The following is a 17722-nucleotide window of genomic DNA, read 5'->3' as shown; positions in this document are numbered from 1 at the left end:
GGGCTCGGGGAGCCCGGGGCGTTTCGTAGGTCTGTGATCAGGCGCGACCCACGGCTGCCGGACTCCCGGTGCCGTAGTAAAAGTAGAAGCGCTGATCGAACACGTCGTCGAGTATGCCGACCACCCGGGCGGGCGCGCAAGAAGACGCACCAACAGGTGAGACGTGACGGCGTGCGCCGGGCGGCGGCGCGGGCGGGGAAGTGTCCGCCCGGCGGCATAGACTCGGGCTGCGATGCATCCTCTCTTCGACATTCCCACATCCCCGCCCGCGCCGGAGTCCCCGCCCGCGCCGGAGTCCCGGCCGACCCCGCCGCGCCGTCCCGGGGGCGCCGGGTCGGACCCGGCCGCCCTCCTCGACGGCCTGAACGGCCCCCAACGGGACGCGGTGACCCACGCCGGCTCCCCGCTGCTGATCGTGGCCGGCGCCGGGTCCGGCAAGACCCGGGTGCTGACCAACCGGATCGCCTACCTGCTCGCCGCCCGCGACGTGCACCCCGGCGAGATCATCGCGATCACGTTCACCAACAAGGCCGCCGGTGAGATGAAGGAGCGGGTGGCCGCGCTGGTCGGCCCGCGCGCCCGGCTCATGTGGGTCTCGACGTTCCACTCCGCCTGCGTACGCATCCTGCGGGCCGAGCACGAGCACGCCGGCCTGAAGTCGACGTTCTCGATCTACGACGCGGACGACTCGCGCCGGTTGATGCAGATGGTCGCCCGCGAGCTGGATCTGGACCCGAAGCGCTACCCGGCCCGGGGCCTGGCCGCCCAGGTGTCGAACCTGAAGAACGAGCTGGTCGACCCGGAGGAGTTCGCCGGCCGGGCCAAGGGGCCGAACGAGCGGGCGCTGGCCGAGGCGTACACGCTCTACCAGCGGCGGCTGCGCGAGGCGCACGCGCTGGACTTCGACGACCTGATCATGACGACTGTGCACCTGCTCCAGTCGCACCCGCACGTGGCGGAGAGCTACCGGCGCCGGTTCCGGCACGTGCTGGTGGACGAGTACCAGGACACCAACCACGCCCAGTACGTGCTGATCAAGGAACTGGTCTCCGGTACCGAGGGGATCCCGCCGGCGGAGCTGTGCGTGGTCGGTGACGCCGACCAGTCGATCTACGCGTTCCGCGGCGCGACCATCCGCAACATCCTGGAGTTCGAGCGGGACTTCACCGACGCCCGCACGATCCTGCTGGAGCAGAACTACCGCTCGACCCAGACCATCCTCAACGCCGCCAACGCGGTGATCGACCGCAACACCTCCCGCAAGCCGAAGCGGCTGTGGAGCGACGCCGGGTCCGGCGAGCAGATCGTCGGGTACGTCGCCGACACCGAGCACGCCGAGGCCGACTGGGTGGCCCGGGAGATCGACCGGCTGGTCGACGACGGCGAGACCCGCCCGGGCGACGTGGCGGTGTTCTACCGCACGAACGCCATGTCCCGTGTGTTCGAGGAGGTGTTCATCCGGGTCGGCCTGCCCTACAAGGTGGTCGGCGGGGTGCGCTTCTACGAGCGCAAGGAGGTCCGCGACGCGCTCGCGTACCTGCGCGCCGTGGTCAACGACGACGACACGGTCAGCCTGCGCCGGGTTCTCAACACCCCGCGCCGGGGCATCGGCGAGCGGGCCGAGGCGTGCGTGGAGGCGCTGAGTGCCCGGGACCGCATCTCCTTCGGCGCCGCGTTGCGCCGGGCCAAGGACGCGCCGGGCATCTCCACCCGGGCGGCGAACGGCATCGCCGAGTTCGTCGCGTTGCTCGACGCGGCGCGGGAGCTGGCCGGCACCGGCACCCCGGAGGAGGTGCTGGAGGCGGTGCTGACCCGCTCCGGCTACCTGGCCGAGCTGGAGGAGAGCCTCGACCCACAGGACGCCGGCCGGGTGGACAACCTCCAGGAACTGGTGAGCGTCGCCCGGGAGTACACCGAGCGGATCGAGGCGCTCGGCGCCGACGACGAGCGAGCCACGCTCGCCGGTTTCCTGGAGCAGGTGGCGCTCGTCGCCGACGCCGACCAGATCCCCTCCGACGACCCGGACCACCAAGGGGTGGTCACGCTGATGACGCTGCACACCGCCAAGGGCCTGGAGTTCCCGGTGGTCTTCCTGACCGGCCTGGAGGACGGCGTCTTCCCGCACCTGCGCTCGCTCGGCGACACCCGCGAGCTGGAGGAGGAGCGGCGGCTGGCGTACGTGGGCATCACCCGGGCCCGCCAGCGTCTCTACCTGTCCCGCGCGGTGACCCGGTCGGCCTGGGGCGCGCCCGCCTACAACCCGCCGTCGCGGTTCCTGGAGGAGCTGCCGCCCGAGCTGGTCCGCTGGGAGCGCACCGAGGGGTCGTACACCTCGTGGGGCGGCGGAGGCGGGGGCGTCGGCGGCCGGGCGGACCGGCTGGGCCGCGGCGGCTTCGCCGGCGGCACGCCCAAGGCGACCGAGCTGGCGAAGCGGCTGGGCGTGGACGCCAGCCGGCTGGCCACCGCGAGCGAGCTGAAGCAGGCCCCGAAGGTCGCGGTGGGCGACCGGGTCAACCACCAGCGGTACGGCCTGGGCCGGGTGCTGGCGGTGGAGGGGGCCGGGCCGGGTGCCCGGGCCCAGATCGACTTCGGCGACCAGACCATGTGGCTGGTGCTGCGGCACGCCCCGATCGACAAGCTCTGAGCGTCAGGCGGACGGACCGCAGGCGCGGCCGGGCTGGAGACCGGCCCGGCCACGCCGGTGGACCACTGCGTCAGCAGGCCACGCCGATGCCCCGGGCACGCAGGAACGGCGCCGGGTCGATCTGGTTCCACATCGCGCCCTGGTGCACCTCGAAGTGCAGGTGCGGGCCGGTGGAGTCGCCGGTGGAGCCCTCGTACCCGATGACCTGACCGGCCTTGACCGTGTCGCCGACGCCGACGGCGAGCCGGCTCTGGTGGGCGTAGTGGGTCAGGTAGCCGTTGTGGTGGTCGATGAAGACCGAGACGCCGTAGCCGTCGCCCACGTCACCGGCCTTGACCACGGTGCCCGCTGCGGCGGCGTGGATCGGCGTGCCGGCCGGCATGGCGAAGTCGATGCCGGCGTGCTGGGTGCCCCAGCGGGGCCCGTAGCACGACGTGATGTCGGCGCCCTTCATCGGGATGACCCAGGTGGGCTTCTTCGCCACTGTCGTCTTCTTCGGCTTCGGCTTGGGTTTCGCCGTCGCCGTCTTCTTCGGTGCCGGGCTGGTCGCGCTCGCGCTCGGGCTCGGCGACGGGCTGGCCGGTACGGCGGACGGGGTGACCGGCTCGCGGGCCGAACGGTCGGCGCGGTCGGCGTCGTCGGCGCGGGCCGCTACGCCGAGGTCGACGGCGGCCGGCGTCGGGTCGGACGGGGCGGTGGTGACGACCACGCCGCCGATGCCGAGGCCGAGCAGGGCCACCGCGCCGGTGACCACGTAAACGGTGCGCCGGGCGCGGCGCGGGCGCCGGTGCCGGGCGGGAGCGTTGTCCGGGGTGGGGCTGCTGTGCTGCACGGGATCCTTCATCGGTTCGAGGGGCACGTGACCTCGAAATACTGGTGTCGGTGCAGGTCGCAGCGGGTATCGGGGGTGCGGAGGCGGTGGCCCGCGCCGCCACCGCGCGTCCGGTTTCGGACCGGTCGGCCGGTTCGGTCGAAGAGACGATCATTCGGCGATGTGCTCCCGCTCACACCGGCCGGTGTGACGTGGCAGACATCGGCACAGACGAAACCGCCCGGACCGTGCGGTCCGGGCGGTGACGGGGCGGTACGGAGCGTCAGGACGCGGCTACGTCGCTGTAAACTGCCTCGACTTCGAGCTGAATGTCCACTCCGCGATCCTTGAGGAACGCCACCGGGTCCTGCGGCTGGCCCTTGACATGGATCTCCAGGTGCAGGTGGGAGCCGTAGGAGTGGCCGGTGTTGCCGACCAGGCCGAGCTGGTCGCCGGCCTTCACCTCCTGGCCCTCCTTGACCGTCACCGCGGAGGAGTGGCCGTAGATGGCCTCGCTGCCGTCGGAGTGCTGGACGATGACGGCGTAGCCGTAGCCGCCGAACCAGCCGGCCTTGGTGACGGTGCCGGCGTGGACCGCCTTGTAGGGCGTGCCCTCCGGGGCGACCAGGTCGATGCCGGTGTGCAGCTTGCCCCACCGCATGCCGTAGGGGGACTTGAAGTCGTAGCCGTGCAGCGGCAGGAGCCACGGGTCCTGCTCGGCGGCCTTGCTGTCGGAGCGGTCGGCACGGGACGGGCGCTCCGCGCTGTCGGCGCGGGCGGCGGCGTCCTGGCTGGCGACCGAGGCCTGCCGGAGCTCGTCGAGGACCGACGGGCTGACGCTCTTGGCGTCGGGGAGGGCGTTCGCGCCGATGGCGACGATGCCGGCGCCGACGAAGGCGGTGGTGACCACCGCGGCGTAGCGGCTCCGCGGGGGGGTGGGTACGCGGCGGCGGCCGCGATAGCGATCGGGCTCAGACGACAGGCGCTGGCGCACGCACACCCTCCGTTGTCGGGGATCCGATGCGACTCCGGACCGTTCGGTGAAGCTCGGTCGAACCTCCGGTGCCGCGTCGTCACCCGTCCGTGGACCTGATGACAACCGTGGACACGTTAGCCAACCGCCACTCCTGTCACAAGCCGAAGCGCCGAAATGGTGATTCGTTATGTCCAATTCCATCCAACCTTGTCATAGCTCGTGCCGCCGGTCGGATGGTATGTCGACTGCCCATTCGTCGCGGACAGTGACCGAACGGCGGAGGTGTCCGGCTTTCCGCGTACCCGGGTGGGCGGTAGTGGGGCGGCTCGTATGTGGGAAGGTCCGGCCCGGCTTCCCGCCTCCGGTCCGGCCGGGTTACCGTTCGTTCAGGTCAGGAGTGCCGGTGAAAGGTGTGCGCAGATGAGCTCTCGTATCCGGGTCGTCGTCGCGAAGCCCGGCCTGGACGGCCACGACCGGGGGGCGAAGGTGGTCGCCCGCGCCCTGCGTGACGCGGGCATGGAGGTCATCTACACCGGCCTGCACCAGACGCCCGAGCAGATCGTCGAGACCGCCATCCAGGAGGACGCGGACGCGGTCGGCCTGTCGGTGCTCTCGGGCGCGCACATGACGCTGTTCAAGCGCGTCGTCGAACTGCTCACCGAGCGGGACGCCACCGACATCGTGGTGTTCGGCGGCGGCATCATCCCCGAGGCCGACATCCCGGAGCTGGAGCGGCTCGGCGTCGCGAAGATCTTCACCCCGGGCGCCACCACCGGCTCGATCGTCGAGTGGGTGCGGGAGAACGTCGCCCAGCCGGTCGGCTGACCCCGCCCGGTTCCCGGCCCCTGCGTGCCCGGCCCCCGCGTTTCCGGCTCCGGGCACGGGGGAGGGGCCGGACGCACCCCTCACACGCCCGGCCCCTCTATGCACGATGCCCCGCCGCCACCCCTCGACCGACAGGGCATCGGCCGCTCCCGTCGCCGCGCTTGACCAGCGCGCCGACATCACACTCAACGACGCCCCCGACGGGCGGTTACGCCCGGGCCCGGACATCCCCCGGACGGCTGACGCCCCCGTGCGCCGGCGCCGCAGTGATCGGCCCGGCCGACCCCGGTCTGTGCATTACCGCACACCCCGCACCCGCTCGGTTGCCGCCCGTTCCCATCTCGTTAGGCTGCGGCAAATGGCCTGTCTCATCTGATGACAGGCGTCAAACTGATTTTCCGAAGCTGGTGGCGGCGCGACGGCGCGCCGCGGAGACGGGACGGGACGCGCAATCGTGGACCTGTACGAGTACCAGGGGCGGGACCTGTTCGAGCGGCACGGCTTGCCCGTGCTCGCCGGCGGCGTCGCCACTACCCCGGAGGAGGCCCGCGCGATCGCCGAACGCCTCGGCGGCCGGGTGGTCGTCAAGGCGCAGGTGAAGGTCGGTGGCCGCGGCAAGGCCGGCGGCGTGAAGCTGGCCGAGGGCGCGGAGGAGACGGTGGCCCGGGCCACCGACATCCTCGGCATGGACATCAAGGGTCACACCGTCCACAAGGTCATGATCACCGTGACCGCGGACGTGGCCGAGGAGTACTACTTCTCGTACCTGCTCGACCGGGCGAACCGCACCTTCCTCTGCATCGCCAGCGTGGCCGGCGGTATGGACATCGAGCAGGTCGCGGCCGAGACCCCGGAGCGGGTCGTGAAGGCGCCGATCGACGCCAACACCGGCGTGGACGAGGCCAAGGCGCGCGAGATCGTCACCGCGGCCGGCTTCCCGGCCGAGATCGCCGACCAGGTGGTCGAGGTCGCGGTCAAGCTGTGGCAGGCGTTCGTGGCCGAGGACGCCACGCTCGTCGAGGTGAACCCGCTGGCCACGACCAAGGACGGCAAGCTGCTGCTCCTGGACGCCAAGGTCACCCTGGACGAGAACGCCGGGTTCCGGCACCCGGACCACGAGGCCCTGGTCGACCAGGCGTCGGTGGACCCGCTGGAGCAGGCCGCGAAGGCCAAGGACCTCAACTACGTCAAGCTCGACGGCGAGGTCGGCATCATCGGTAACGGCGCGGGCCTGGTCATGTCCACGCTCGACGTGGTCGCGTACGCGGGCGAGCGGCACGGCGGCGTCAAGCCGGCCAACTTCCTCGACATCGGCGGCGGCGCGAGCGCCGAGGTGATGGCGAACGGCCTGGAGATCGTCCTGTCCGACCCGTCGGTCAAGAGCGTCTTCGTCAACGTCTTCGGCGGCATCACCGCCTGTGACGCGGTCGCCAACGGCATCGTGCAGGCGCTGGCGCTGCTGGAGCAGCGCGGCGAGAAGGCCACCAAGCCGCTCGTCGTGCGCCTCGACGGCAACAACGCCGAGGCCGGCCGGGCGATCCTCGACGGCGCGGCGAACCCGCTGATCCAGCGGGTCGACACCATGGACGGCGCGGCCGAGCGGGCCGCCGAGCTGGCAGCTGCGGGGGTCTGACAATGGCTATCTGGCTGACCAAGGACTCCAAGGTCATCGTGCAGGGGATGACCGGTTCCGAGGGCTCCAAGCACACCCGGCGGATGCTCGCCGCCGGCACCAACGTGGTCGGCGGCGTGAACCCGCGCAAGGCCGGCACGACCGTCGACTTCGACGGCACCGAGCTGCCCGTCTTCGCCTCCGTCGCGGACGCGATGAAGGAGACCGGCGCGGACGTCACCGTCATCTTCGTGCCGCCGCAGTTCACCAAGGCCGCCGTGGTCGAGGCGATCGACGCCGGCATCGACCTGGCCGTGGTGATCACCGAGGGCGTGCCGGTGCACGACACCGCCGCGTTCTGGGCGTACAACCGGGCCCAGGGCGAGCGCACCCGGATCATCGGCCCGAACTGCCCGGGCATCGCCTCGCCGGGCGCGTCGAACGCCGGCATCATCCCGGCCGACATCACCGGCTCCGGCCGGATCGGCCTGGTCAGCAAGAGCGGCACGCTGACCTACCAGATGATGTACGAGCTGCGCGACATCGGCTTCTCCACCTGCGTCGGCATCGGCGGTGACCCGATCATCGGCACCACCCACATCGACGCCCTGGCCGCCTTCGAGGCGGACCCGGAGACCGACGCGATCGTCATGATCGGTGAGATCGGCGGCGACGCCGAGGAGCGGGCGGCCGAGTTCATCAAGGCCAACGTCACCAAGCCGGTGGTCGGCTACATCGCCGGCTTCACCGCCCCGCCCGGCAAGACCATGGGCCACGCCGGCGCGATCATCTCGGGCTCGGCGGGCACCGCCGACGCCAAGAAGGCGGCGCTGGAGGCGGTGGGCGTCAAGGTCGGCAAGACCCCGACCGAGACCGCCAACCTGATGCGGGAGATCATGTCCGGCCGCTGAGCGGCCGAGCGACGTGTCGAGGGGGTCGACCGGGGAACCGGTCGGCCCCCTCGCGTTCAGCGATACCAGTACGGGTAGTACGAGTTGCCCCGGGCGCGCACGATGGCGCTGGCGACGATGTTGATCACGCCGAACGCGATGGCCAGCCAGCCGAGCAACTGCGACCGGCCGTTGCGCCGGGCGTCGCGGATCGACAGCGCGCCGAAGACGATGCCCAGGATCCCGCAGCAGAGCAGGCCGAAGACGATGCCGAGGACGCCCCAGAGCGTGGTCCGGTCCCGGCCGACGGCCGGTGGCGGCGGGGGCGGCGGATACGGAGCGTGCACGGCTTCCTCCGAGCGGTCGGCGCCGCGACGGGAACGGTCGCGTCTGAGGCCGAGGCTAGACCGGATCACCACCGCGGGACCGGGGTTCGGCGAACTCGCCACGCTGCCGACCCGGTATCGGACTGCCGTCCTTCCCGCGGCGTGCCAGAGTAGACACGATGTCACGCGTCACCCCTGACCAGCCCCGCCGTCCGGCCACCGGTCCCCCCGCCGGCGCCCGGCCGCCCGGCCGTGCCCGCCCGGCCGCGCGGGTGCCCGCACCCCGATCGGGTGAGGAGCCCCGCAGCCGGGCCCCGCTGCCGGTCGCCGCCGGGGTGGCCGCGCTCTGGGCGGCGCTGACCTCCTGGCTGCCGGTGTCCGCCGTGCTGGGCCTCGCCCAGCTCAGCGAGGACGCCGGATCGTTCGGCGGCGCGTTGCGCGCCGGCCTGGCCGGCTGGCTGCTCGGGCACGGGGTGCCGTTGCAGACCACCGCCGGGCCGCTCGGCCTGGCGCCGCTCGCGCTGAGCGCGCTCGTCGTCTGGCGGCTCACCCGCGCCGGGGTGCACGTCAGCCGGGCCGTCGGCGCGCGCGGGGCCGGCTCACCCCGCCAGGCGCTCACCGTCGCGGTCGCCGTCGGCATCGGGTACGCGCTGCTCGGCGCACTCGCCGCGTTCGCTGTCGACGCGGGCGGCCTGCGGGTCTCCCCGGTCACCGCCGCGCTCACGTTCGCCGCGTTCGGCGTACCCGCCGCCCTGGTCGGCGCGCTGCGCACCACAGGTGTCTGGGCGCTGCTGGCCGAGCGCTGCCCACCGCCGGTGCGCGACGGTCTGCGTACCGGACTGGTGGCGGCGCTGCTGCTGTGCGGCGCGGGTGCCGGTGCGGCCGGGCTGGCGGTGGCCACCGGTGGCGGCGACGCGGCCGACATGATCGGGGCGTACCGGACCGGGGTGGCCGGTCAGGCGGGCATCACACTGGTCAGCCTCGCCTACGCGCCGAACGCGACCGCCTGGTCGGCGAGCTACCTGCTCGGCCCCGGGTTCGCGGTCGGCACCGACACCGCCGTCCGCACGAGTGAGGTCTCCGTGGGCGCGCTGCCGGCCGTACCGCTGCTGGCGGGCCTGCCGCGCGGCCCGATGGACGGGCTCGGTGGCGCGCTGCTGGCCGTGCCGGTGCTGGCCGCCATGGCGGCCGGCTGGCTGCTGGCCCGGCGGCTGCTGCGCGTGGCGGCCGAGGAACGCACCGAGGTGGGCTGGCCGGCGCTGCTGCTGCCGGCCGCGCTCGCCGGACCGGTCGCGGGCGCGCTGCTGGGGCTGTTCGCGGCGGCCTCCGGCGGGTCGCTCGGCGGTGGCCGGCTCGCCGAGGTCGGGCCGTCACCGTGGGCGGTGGCCGCGGTGGCCACGCTCGTGATCGGGGTGGGCGCGGCGCTCGGTGCCGCCGCCACCCGCACGCTGACCCGCCCGACCCCTCCGCCCCGCGCCACCCCGGCTCCCCGCTGACCTCGCGGCGCGGCTCGGGAACGCGAGAGGGGCGCCCACCGGATGGTGGACGCCCCTCGTCGGACGCCGGTCAGGCGCCGAAGTTGTTCATGTTGATCGCCGCGCCCGCGATGGCGCTGACGATGCCGACGACCACGCCGACGGCACCGCAGATCAGGGCGGCCCGGGCCTGGCCGGCGTTGCTGGCCTCACCGGCCTGGACCTTCTTCTGGCCCAGCACGCCGAGGACGACGGCGACGATGCCGGCCGGGACGCCCAGCAGCGGGCAGCACAGGCCGAGCACGATCGACGCGATGCCGACGATCATGCCGGCCAGCCCCATGGTGTTGTTCTGGCCCTGCCCCGGGCCGCTGGGGTAGCCGGCGGCCGGGTACTGCGGCGCGGCGCCGTACGGCTGCTGCTGCGCGTACGGGTCCTGGCCGTAGGCGGGCTGACCCGACGTGGGCTGGCCGTACGGCTGGCCCGAGGTCGGCTGCTGGCCGTACTGCGGCTGCTGCCCGTACGGGGGCTGCTGGCCGTACTGCGGGGCCTGCGGCGGCTGCGCGTACGGGTCGTGCGGCTGCGCGTTCGGGTCCTGGTTCGGCTGCTGGCCGTACGGGTCCTGTCCGGGGTAACCGGGCTGCATGTCTGGTGCTCCTCAGATCGGTTCGGGTTGTCGGTCAGTTGCTGCCGCTGTTGCCGGCGAGACCAGCAAGGCCGCCGAGGAGGCAACATCCCACCACGATGATGCCGATCCAGATCAGGCCGACGATGAGGGCCCACTTGGACCACTTCTTGGACTCGGCGGCGGCGGCTTGGGCGCCCGCGTAGTCACCCTGCTGGATCAGCGGGTTGACCTTCGACGCGTTGATGATGGCCGGGATCGCGAGCGGCCAGAACAGGAAGATCGCGACGATGGACATCGTCATGTTGTTGTCGATCTGCTGCGGCTGCTGCGGGGGGTATCCGGGCTGCATTCGAAGTACTCCTCGGTCCGGTGGCACGCGGCGTGCCGGGTTCACTGGGGGTGCGGGCCGGGCACGGGGCCGGACACCGGGCGACCGGCAGCGTACCGCGATCACGCCACCGGGGAGGTCACCCGATGAGCCGCCGCCCCGCGGCCGGGCCGCCTGACCTGCCCGATAGGGTTGCCCGGTGACCGAGCCCGCGTCCGTCGCCCGCCTCGTCGTCCTCGTCTCCGGTTCCGGCAGCAACCTCCAGGCGCTGCTGGACGCCACCGCCGACCCCGGGTACGGCGCCCGGGTGGTCGCCGTCGGCGCCGACCGGGACGGGATCGCCGGCCTGGACCGGGCCGCCGCAGCCGGTGTGCCGTCCTTCGTCGAGCGCGTCAAGGACCACCCCACCCGCGCCGACTGGGACAAGGCGCTCGCCGCGCGGGTCGCCGAGCACCGGCCCGACCTGGTCATCAGCGCCGGGTTCCTCAAGCTGGTCGGTCCGGAGTTCCTGGCCGCGTTCGGCGACCGCTACCTCAACACGCACAACACGCTGCTGCCGGCGTTCCCCGGCATCCACGGCCCCCGCGACGCGCTGGCGTACGGCGTCAAGGTCACCGGGGCCACCCTGTTCTTCGTCGACGCCGGCATGGACACCGGCCCGATCGTGGCCCAGGTCGCCGTGCCGGTGCAGGACGACGACGACGAGGACACGCTCACCGAGCGCATCAAGTCCGCCGAGCGGCGCCAGCTCGTCGAGCAGGTCGGCCGCCTGGTCCGTGAAGGTTGGACGATCACCGGCAGAAAGGTCACCATCCCGTGAACGCCACTGAGGACGCCGGCCGCCGCCCGATCCGGCGCGCGCTGGTCAGCGTCTACGACAAGACCGGCCTGGCCGAGCTGGCCCGCGCCCTGCACGAGGCCGGCGTGGAGATCGTGTCGACCGGGAGCACCGCGTCGACGATCTCCGGCGCCGGGGTGCCGGTGACGCCGGTCGAGCAGGTCACCGGCTTCCCGGAGATCCTCGACGGGCGGGTCAAGACGCTGCACCCGAAGATCCACGGCGGCCTCCTCGCCGACCTGCGCAAGGACGCGCACGCCGCGCAGCTCGACGAGCACGGCATCGCCGGCATCGACCTGCTGGTCTCCAACCTGTACCCGTTCCAGGCCACCGTCGCCTCCGGCGCCGACACCGACGAGTGCGTCGAGCAGATCGACATCGGCGGTCCGGCGATGGTGCGGGCCGCGGCGAAGAACCACGCCTCGGTGGCGGTGGTGACCGACCCGGCCGCGTACCCGGCGGTGGTGGCCGCGCTCGCCGAGGGCGGCTTCACGCCGGCCCGGCGCCGGGCGCTGGCGGCCCGCGCGTTCGCCGACATCGCCGACTACGACGTCGCGGTGGCCGACTGGTTCGCCACCACCGTGTCGCCGGCCGAGGACGGCTGGCCGGAGTTCGCCGGGCTGGCACTGCGCCGTCAGGCGGTGCTGCGGTACGGCGAGAACCCGCACCAGGCGGCGGCGCTCTACACCGACCCGGGCGCGCCGGCCGGGCTGGCCCAGGCCGAGCAGCTGCACGGCAAGGAGATGTCCTACAACAACTACGTCGACGCGGACGCCGCCTGGCGGGCCGCCAACGACTTCGCGGACCAGCCGGCGGTGGCGATCATCAAGCACGCCAACCCGTGCGGCATCGCTGTCGGTGCGGACGTGGCCGAGGCGCACCGAAAGGCGCACGCCTGCGACCCGGTCTCCGCGTTCGGCGGCGTGATCGCGGTGAACCGGCCGGTCGACGCGGCGATGGCCGGCCAGGTCGCGGAGATCTTCACCGAGGTGCTCGTGGCGCCCGGCTTCGACGCGGACGCGCTGGAGCTGCTGCGGGCCAAGAAGAACCTCCGCCTGCTGCGGGCGCCCGAGTTCGCCGTGCGGCCCGCGGAGTGGCGGCAGGTCAGCGGTGGCGTGCTGGTGCAGACGCGGGACGCCGTCGACGCGCCCGGCGACGACCCGTCCGGCTGGACGCTCGCGACCGGCGACCCGGCCGACGAGGCGACGCTGCGCGACCTGGCGTTCGCCTGGCGGGCGGTCCGCGCGGTCAAGAGCAACGCGATCCTGCTGGCCCGCGACGGCGCCACCGTCGGTGTCGGCATGGGCCAGGTCAACCGGGTGGACTCGGCGCGGCTGGCGGTCAGCCGGGCCGGTGACGAGCGGGCCCGCGGCTCGGTCTGCGCCTCGGACGCGTTCTTCCCGTTCGCCGACGGTCCGCAGATCCTCATCGACGCCGGGGTGCGGGCGATCGTTCAGCCCGGCGGATCGATCCGGGACGAGGAGACCATCGCGGCCTGCAAGGCGGCCGGCGTGACCATGTACCTCACCGGCACCCGGCACTTCTTCCACTGACGAGTCCGGCCTCCGGGTGCGTCAGTCGTCGGACGGACGACCGACGCACCCGGAGGCCGTGCCGTTGCCCGCCGCGGGAGGCGGTTGCTAGCGTGTGGGCGGCGACGATCGAGCGTCTCCGCTGTCTGTGAGCCCGGCAGGTGTGCCATGCGCGTTCGCGACCGGTTGACCGCCGTCGTCGTCACGCTGGCGTTCGTCCTGGCCGGACTGGGAGCGGCAGCCGCACCCGCCGTCACCGCACCGGCCGTCGCCCCGATCGTCGAAGCGCTCGCCGCCGCGCGGCCCGCTCCCGACGTCGCACCACCCGCCGAAGCGCTCGCCGCCGCGCCGGCCGCCGCCTCGGCGAGCGGAACGAGCCCGGCCGCGCTGCGTGCCGCGTACCCCCGAATCTCCTGGTCGGAGCTTGCCGCCGGGCCGTGGCACGACCACGGCGGCGGTCTCGGCTACGCCGACGGACCGGACGACCTGGCCCCGGCCGCGCTCCCGCGCGTGGCCGGTCCGGCGGTGCCGGAGCCCGTCGTGCCCGCGCCCCGGCCGCCTGTCGTGCCGCTGCCGCCGCGCGGCCCGCTCGCCGCGCGCGCCCCGCCGGCCGCCTGAGCCGCACCGAACCCGCAGCCCGCACCGACACGCGCGCTCGCGCCGCACCGGACACCGCCGCGTCGACCCGGCGGTCTCCGCCGCGAGCTGCCGTCCACCGGTACGGCGGCGCGCCTCACGCCGCCGGGCCGCCTCGGGTTCGTCCCGGGTCCGCCTTCCGCACGCGTGCCCGCATCGGAGGCCCCGCCCCCTCTTCCTCCGGGGGACGGGGCCTTCGTCGTCACGCCTCGGTGCGTACCTCGGCGAAGTGGCAGGCGCTGGGGTGCGGGTCCGCCGCGCGCGGTACCGCCTGCGGGTCCTGCGTCGCGCAGACCTCCTCGGCCTTCCAGCAGCGGGTCCGGAAGTGGCAGCCGGACGGCGGCTCGGCCGGGCTCGGCACGTCGCCGGTGAGCCGGATGATGGTCCGCCGGTCGCGGGCCTCCGGGTCGGGCACCGGCACCGCCGACAGCAGCGCCTGGGTGTACGGGTGGGTCGCGCGCTGGTAGATCTGCTCCTCGGTGCCGATCTCCACGATCCGGCCCAGGTACATCACCGCCACCCGGTCGGAGATGTGCCGGACCACCGACAGGTCGTGGGCGATGAAGATGTACGACAGCCCCAGCTCGTCCTGGAGCTGCTCCAGCAGGTTGATCACCTGGGCCTGGATGGAGACGTCCAGGGCCGACACCGGCTCGTCGCAGACGATGATCTCGGGCCGCAGCGCGAGCGCCCGGGCGATGCCGATGCGCTGCCGCTGACCGCCGGAGAACTGGTGCGGGTAGCGGTTGACGTGCTCCGGGTTGAGCCCGACCACGTCCAGCAGCTCCTGCACCCGCTGCCGCCGGCTGCGCTTCGGTGCCGCCTCCGGGTGGATCTCGAACGGCTCGCCGATGATGTCGCCGACAGTCATGCGCGGGTTCAGCGAGGTGTACGGGTCCTGCATCACCATCTGCATGTTCCGCCGCAGCCGGCGCAGGTCCGCCCCTGCCGCCCGGAGCAGGTCGCGCCCCTCCAGCGTGACCCGCCCGGCGGTCGGCGTCTCCAGGCGCATGAGCAGCCGGGCCAGCGTGGACTTGCCGCACCCGGACTCGCCGACCACGCCGAGCGTCTCACCGCGCCGCAGCTCGAACGAGACGCCGTCGACCGCCTTGACCTGGCCGATGGTCTTCTTGAACAGCACGCCCTGGCTGATCGGGAAGTGCTTGACCAACTGGTCGACGGCGAGGATCGTCTCGCCGCGCACCTTGGCGGGTTCAGCCGTCGCGGTCATCGTGCACCTCCTGGGCGAAGTGGCACGCGCTGGTCCGCCCGTCGCCGAGCACCAGGTCGTGCGGCACCTCGTCCACACAGACCGGCTGGACGTACGGGCACCGGGGGTGGAACGGGCAGCCGGACGGGATCGCCATCAGGTTCGGCGGCAGCCCGCGGATGCTGGACAGCGCCTGGCCGCGCACGTCCAGGCGCGGGATCGACTCCAGCAACCCCTTCGTGTACGGGTGAGCCGGCGCCCGGTACAGCGCGTGCACGTCGGCGTGCTCGACGATGCGGCCCGCGTACATGACCGCGATCCGGTCCGCCACACCGGCGACCACGCCCAGGTCGTGGGTGATCAGGACGAGCGCCATGCCGAGATCCCGGCGCAGGTCGGCCAGGAGGTCCATGATCTGCGCCTGCACCGTGACGTCCAGCGCGGTGGTCGGCTCGTCGGCGATCAGCACCTTCGGGTCCAGCGCCAGCGCCATCGCGATCATGACGCGTTGCCGCATGCCGCCGGAGAACTGGTGCGGGTAGTCGCCGAGCCGCTTCGCCGCGGCCGGGATCCGGACCAGATCCATCAGTTCGACGGTGCGCCTGCGCGCGTCGGCCCGCGACATCCCGGCCCGCTCGCGCAGCGACTCGCCGATCTGCCAGCCGACCGGGAAGACCGGGTTCAACGCCGACAACGCGTCCTGGAAGATCATCGCGATCTCGGCGCCGCGAATCTGCCGGCGCTCCTCCTCCGGGCGGGTGAGCAGGTCCCGCCCCTGGTAGAGGATCTGCCCGGCGCGCACGTACGCGGGCGGGGTGTCCAGGATGCCCATGATCGCCTGGGCGGTGACGGACTTGCCGGAGCCGGACTCGCCCAGCACCGCGAGCGTCTCACCGGCGTCCAGGTGGTACGTCACCCCGTTGATCACCCGGGCCACGCCCTCCCGGGTACGGAACTCGACGTGCAGGTCCCGTACCTCCAGCAGGTGCCCGCCGGGCGGCGTGGGTGAGGCCGGCGTGGGCCGGACCGCGTTCTGCGTCATGAGGAAGTCACCGCAGCTTCGGGTCGAAGGCGTCGCGGATCGCGTCGCCGAGCATGATGAAGGCGAGCACGGTCAGGGCCAGGAACGTCGACGGCACGATCAGCGGTGTCGCCGACTCGCGCATGTGCACCCGGCCGGCGTCGATGTCGATGCCCCAGGAGATGGTCGGCGCCTTCAGGCCGATGCCGAGGAAGCTCAGCGTCGCCTCGGCCGCGATGAACGACCCGAGCGCGATGGTGAGCACCACGATGGCCGGGGCGAGCGCGTTCGGCAGGATGTGCCGCCACATGATCCGGCCGTCGCCGGCCCCGAGCATCCGGGCGGCGGCCACGTAGTCCTGCTCCCGGGCGGTGATCACCGAGGAACGGACCACCCGGGCCGCGGTGGTCCATCCGAGCAGCGCCAGGACGAGGATCACGGCGAACAGGCGTACCGTCTCGCCGCTCGTGCTCACGCGCTTGAGCAGCACGATCGCGGCGAGCAGCAGCGGGATGCCGAGCACGATGTCGATCACCCGGGACAGCACCGCGTCGACCCACCCGCCGAAGTAGCCGGCGAGCATGCCGACGACGAGCGCGATCACGCCGGTGATCAGCGCGGAGAACGCGCCCACGAGCAGCGAGGCGCGGGCGCCGTAGACCGCGCGGGCGAACGTGTCGCAGCCCTGGAAGTCGTACCCGAAGATCGCCCCGCCGGACGGCCCGGCGTGCTGCCGGGACAGCACACAGTCGCGCGGGTCGTTGGCGGCGAACAGCCCGGGTGCCACGGCCATCGCGGCGACCAGCACCACCAGGAGCAGGCTGATCCAGAAGACCGGGTTGCGGCGCAGGTCCCGCCAGGCGTCACCGGCCAGGCTGCGGGCCCGGTCCGGCCGCCCGGCCCGCCCGGGCGTGCCCGGTTCGCCTGACACGCCGCGTCGCGCGGCCTGGTTCTCGGTAGCCGCCACCGTCTCGAAGTCGCTCACTGCTGCACCTCGCTGTGCTCACTCATAGCGGATCCTCGGGTCGAGGACGGCGTAGAGCACGTCCACCACCAGGTTGGACAGCAGGTAGACCACGACGAGCACGCTGACGATGCCGACCACAAGCGGTCCGTCCTCGGTGCGGATGCCGCGGAACAGGTTGAAGCCGACGCCCGGGACGTTGAACACGCCCTCGGTGATGATCGCGCCGCCCATCAGGTTGCCCAGCTCGACGCCGAGGAAGGTGACGACCGGGATGAGCGAGTTGCGCAGCACGTGCACGCCGACGATGCGGCGCCGCCGCAGGCCCTTGGAGCGGGCGGTGCGGACGTAGTCGGCGCGCAGGTTCTCGGTCACCGAGGTACGCGTCAGCCGCAGCGCGGTGGCCAGCGACAACGAGCCGAGCACGATGCCGGGCAGCAGCAACGCGTAGAAGGAGGGTTGCGCTCCGGCGGTGGGCGGGAAGATCGGCCAGCGTACGCCGAGGAAGTACTGCGCCAGCGGGGCCAGCACGATGGTGGGGATGCCGAGCACCAGCAGCGTGAGCACGAGCGTGGCGTGGTCGAACACGCCGGAGCGGCGGATCGCCGCGATCACGCCGGCGGTGACCCCGAAGATCACCGTCACGGCCATCGCGATCACCGCGAGCTTCAGGGTGACCGGCCAGGCGGCGGCGAGGATGTCGCTGATCTGCCGCCCGGTCAGCGACTGCCCGAGGTCGCCCTGGACCAGGCCGCCCACGTAGTCGAAGTAGCGGTAGAAGAAGCCGCCGACACCCGTCGCGTCCAGGTGGTACTTCTCGGTCAGGTAGGCCCGCTGCGCGGCGGTGACCGGCCGCTCCCCGGCGAGGGCCTGGATCGGGTCGCCCTGCCCGGCGAACATCAGCGCGTAGACGATCAGCGTGGTCCCGAAGAAGGCGAGGACCATCTGGAGCAGTCGCCGCAGGATGAAGCGGAGCATGCTGGCAAGTCTGCCGAAACCAGGCTAA

General features: G+C 72.9%; 17 protein-coding genes. 8 read left to right on the top strand and 9 right to left on the bottom strand.

Annotated features, from left to right (window positions below):
* Positions 1 to 232: 232 nt before the first annotated feature.
* Positions 233 to 2644, top strand: coding sequence for a DNA helicase PcrA (gene pcrA / locus MICAU_RS26935; protein ID WP_013288518.1), 2412 nt, complete (start codon positions 233 to 235; stop codon positions 2642 to 2644).
* Positions 2645 to 2714: 70 nt separating this feature from the next.
* On the opposite strand, the gene MICAU_RS26930 is transcribed toward pcrA, so the two are convergent.
* Both MICAU_RS26930 and MICAU_RS26925 read right to left on the bottom strand, forming a co-directional pair.
* On the bottom strand, positions 2715 to 3488 hold the full coding sequence (locus MICAU_RS26930; RefSeq protein WP_013288517.1) for a M23 family metallopeptidase: 774 nt from the start codon (positions 3486 to 3488) through the stop codon (positions 2715 to 2717).
* 250 nt (positions 3489 to 3738) lie between these two features.
* Positions 3739 to 4449, bottom strand: coding sequence for a M23 family metallopeptidase (locus MICAU_RS26925; protein WP_013288516.1), 711 nt, complete (start codon positions 4447 to 4449; stop codon positions 3739 to 3741).
* Positions 4450 to 4851: 402 nt separating this feature from the next.
* Here MICAU_RS26925 and icmB point away from each other — a divergent pair, with 402 nt between their 5' ends.
* The 3 genes from icmB to sucD all read left to right on the top strand — a co-directional run bounded on the left by icmB (position 4852) and on the right by sucD (position 7779).
* On the top strand, positions 4852 to 5256 hold the full coding sequence (gene icmB / locus MICAU_RS26920; protein WP_013288515.1) for a coenzyme B12-dependent isobutyryl CoA mutase small subunit: 405 nt from the start codon (positions 4852 to 4854) through the stop codon (positions 5254 to 5256).
* A gap of 454 nt (positions 5257 to 5710) precedes the next feature.
* Positions 5711 to 6889, top strand: a complete 1179-nt coding sequence (gene sucC / locus MICAU_RS26915) for an ADP-forming succinate--CoA ligase subunit beta (protein ID WP_013288514.1) — start codon at positions 5711 to 5713, stop codon at positions 6887 to 6889.
* A gap of 2 nt (positions 6890 to 6891) precedes the next feature.
* Positions 6892 to 7779, top strand: a complete 888-nt coding sequence (gene sucD / locus MICAU_RS26910) for a succinate--CoA ligase subunit alpha (RefSeq protein WP_013288513.1) — start codon at positions 6892 to 6894, stop codon at positions 7777 to 7779.
* Between the two features lie 56 nt (positions 7780 to 7835).
* Here the strand turns inward: sucD and MICAU_RS26905 are convergent, their stop codons facing one another.
* Complete coding sequence (locus tag MICAU_RS26905) at positions 7836 to 8105, bottom strand: hypothetical protein (protein ID WP_013288512.1); 270 nt, start codon at positions 8103 to 8105, stop codon at positions 7836 to 7838.
* A 158-nt stretch (positions 8106 to 8263) separates the two neighbouring features.
* On the opposite strand from MICAU_RS26905, the gene MICAU_RS26900 reads away from it, so the two are divergent.
* A complete protein-coding gene (locus MICAU_RS26900) occupies positions 8264 to 9580 on the top strand; it encodes a cell division protein PerM (RefSeq protein WP_013288511.1) in 1317 nt (438 codons plus the stop codon).
* A gap of 70 nt (positions 9581 to 9650) precedes the next feature.
* Here MICAU_RS26900 and MICAU_RS26895 read toward each other — a convergent pair whose 3' ends face one another.
* Together MICAU_RS26895 and MICAU_RS26890 are read right to left on the bottom strand one after the other, a co-directional pair.
* The gene (locus tag MICAU_RS26895) at positions 9651 to 10205 is read right to left on the bottom strand and encodes a DUF4190 domain-containing protein (RefSeq protein WP_013288510.1); all 555 of its coding nucleotides are present in this window, start codon (positions 10203 to 10205) and stop codon (positions 9651 to 9653) included.
* Between the two features lie 34 nt (positions 10206 to 10239).
* Positions 10240 to 10536 carry a CD225/dispanin family protein gene (locus MICAU_RS26890; protein WP_013288509.1) on the bottom strand — a complete coding sequence of 99 codons (297 nt, stop codon included), beginning with the start codon at positions 10534 to 10536 and terminating at the stop codon, positions 10240 to 10242.
* Between the two features lie 178 nt (positions 10537 to 10714).
* On the opposite strand from MICAU_RS26890, the gene purN reads away from it, so the two are divergent.
* The 3 genes from purN to MICAU_RS26875 all read left to right on the top strand — a co-directional run bounded on the left by purN (position 10715) and on the right by MICAU_RS26875 (position 13503).
* Positions 10715 to 11335: a phosphoribosylglycinamide formyltransferase gene (gene purN, locus MICAU_RS26885; RefSeq protein WP_013288508.1), complete on the top strand. Its 621-nt coding sequence runs from the start codon at positions 10715 to 10717 to the stop codon at positions 11333 to 11335.
* A complete protein-coding gene (gene purH / locus MICAU_RS26880) occupies positions 11332 to 12906 on the top strand; it encodes a bifunctional phosphoribosylaminoimidazolecarboxamide formyltransferase/IMP cyclohydrolase (RefSeq protein WP_013288507.1) in 1575 nt (524 codons plus the stop codon). The genes purN and purH overlap by 4 nt, the downstream gene beginning before the upstream one ends.
* A gap of 147 nt (positions 12907 to 13053) precedes the next feature.
* Positions 13054 to 13503, top strand: a complete 450-nt coding sequence (locus MICAU_RS26875; RefSeq protein WP_013288506.1) for a hypothetical protein — start codon at positions 13054 to 13056, stop codon at positions 13501 to 13503.
* Between the two features lie 220 nt (positions 13504 to 13723).
* On the opposite strand, the gene MICAU_RS26870 is transcribed toward MICAU_RS26875, so the two are convergent.
* The 4 genes from MICAU_RS26870 to MICAU_RS26855 are packed head-to-tail and all read right to left on the bottom strand — an operon-like array spanning position 13724 to position 17694.
* Positions 13724 to 14752: an ABC transporter ATP-binding protein gene (locus tag MICAU_RS26870; protein ID WP_013288505.1), complete on the bottom strand. Its 1029-nt coding sequence runs from the start codon at positions 14750 to 14752 to the stop codon at positions 13724 to 13726.
* Positions 14736 to 15773: an ABC transporter ATP-binding protein gene (locus tag MICAU_RS26865; protein ID WP_013288504.1), complete on the bottom strand. Its 1038-nt coding sequence runs from the start codon at positions 15771 to 15773 to the stop codon at positions 14736 to 14738. The genes MICAU_RS26870 and MICAU_RS26865 overlap by 17 nt, the downstream gene beginning before the upstream one ends.
* A 7-nt stretch (positions 15774 to 15780) precedes the next feature.
* The gene (locus MICAU_RS26860; RefSeq protein ID WP_013288503.1) at positions 15781 to 16737 is read right to left on the bottom strand and encodes an ABC transporter permease; all 957 of its coding nucleotides are present in this window, start codon (positions 16735 to 16737) and stop codon (positions 15781 to 15783) included.
* Between the two features lie 18 nt (positions 16738 to 16755).
* Positions 16756 to 17694: an ABC transporter permease gene (locus tag MICAU_RS26855; protein ID WP_013288502.1), complete on the bottom strand. Its 939-nt coding sequence runs from the start codon at positions 17692 to 17694 to the stop codon at positions 16756 to 16758.
* Positions 17695 to 17722 lie beyond the last annotated feature (28 nt).

The sequence above is a fragment of the Micromonospora aurantiaca ATCC 27029 genome (genome assembly GCF_000145235.1).
In the GTDB taxonomy this organism is placed as follows: domain Bacteria; phylum Actinomycetota; class Actinomycetes; order Mycobacteriales; family Micromonosporaceae; genus Micromonospora; species Micromonospora aurantiaca.
The sequence above is the reverse complement of the archived record's forward strand: the minus strand, read 5'-3'. Positions and strand labels throughout refer to the sequence as shown.

What these genes read in the sequence shown, in the direction of transcription:
- MICAU_RS26890 (WP_013288509.1), bottom strand. Translation starts at nt 10,536, where the DNA reads ATGCAGCCCGGATACCCCCCGCAGCAGCCGCAGCAGATCGACAACAAC.
- MICAU_RS26930 (WP_013288517.1), bottom strand. Translation starts at nt 3,488, where the DNA reads ATGAAGGATCCCGTGCAGCACAGCAGCCCCACCCCGGACAACGCTCCC.
- icmB (WP_013288515.1), top strand. Translation starts at nt 4,852, where the DNA reads ATGAGCTCTCGTATCCGGGTCGTCGTCGCGAAGCCCGGCCTGGACGGC.
- MICAU_RS26875 (WP_013288506.1), top strand. Translation starts at nt 13,054, where the DNA reads ATGCGCGTTCGCGACCGGTTGACCGCCGTCGTCGTCACGCTGGCGTTC.
- MICAU_RS26900 (WP_013288511.1), top strand. Translation starts at nt 8,264, where the DNA reads ATGTCACGCGTCACCCCTGACCAGCCCCGCCGTCCGGCCACCGGTCCC.
- MICAU_RS26865 (WP_013288504.1), bottom strand. Translation starts at nt 15,773, where the DNA reads ATGACGCAGAACGCGGTCCGGCCCACGCCGGCCTCACCCACGCCGCCC.
- sucD (WP_013288513.1), top strand. Translation starts at nt 6,892, where the DNA reads ATGGCTATCTGGCTGACCAAGGACTCCAAGGTCATCGTGCAGGGGATG.
- MICAU_RS26870 (WP_013288505.1), bottom strand. Translation starts at nt 14,752, where the DNA reads ATGACCGCGACGGCTGAACCCGCCAAGGTGCGCGGCGAGACGATCCTC.
- MICAU_RS26855 (WP_013288502.1), bottom strand. Translation starts at nt 17,694, where the DNA reads ATGCTCCGCTTCATCCTGCGGCGACTGCTCCAGATGGTCCTCGCCTTC.
- MICAU_RS26895 (WP_013288510.1), bottom strand. Translation starts at nt 10,205, where the DNA reads ATGCAGCCCGGTTACCCCGGACAGGACCCGTACGGCCAGCAGCCGAAC.
- pcrA (WP_013288518.1), top strand. Translation starts at nt 233, where the DNA reads ATGCATCCTCTCTTCGACATTCCCACATCCCCGCCCGCGCCGGAGTCC.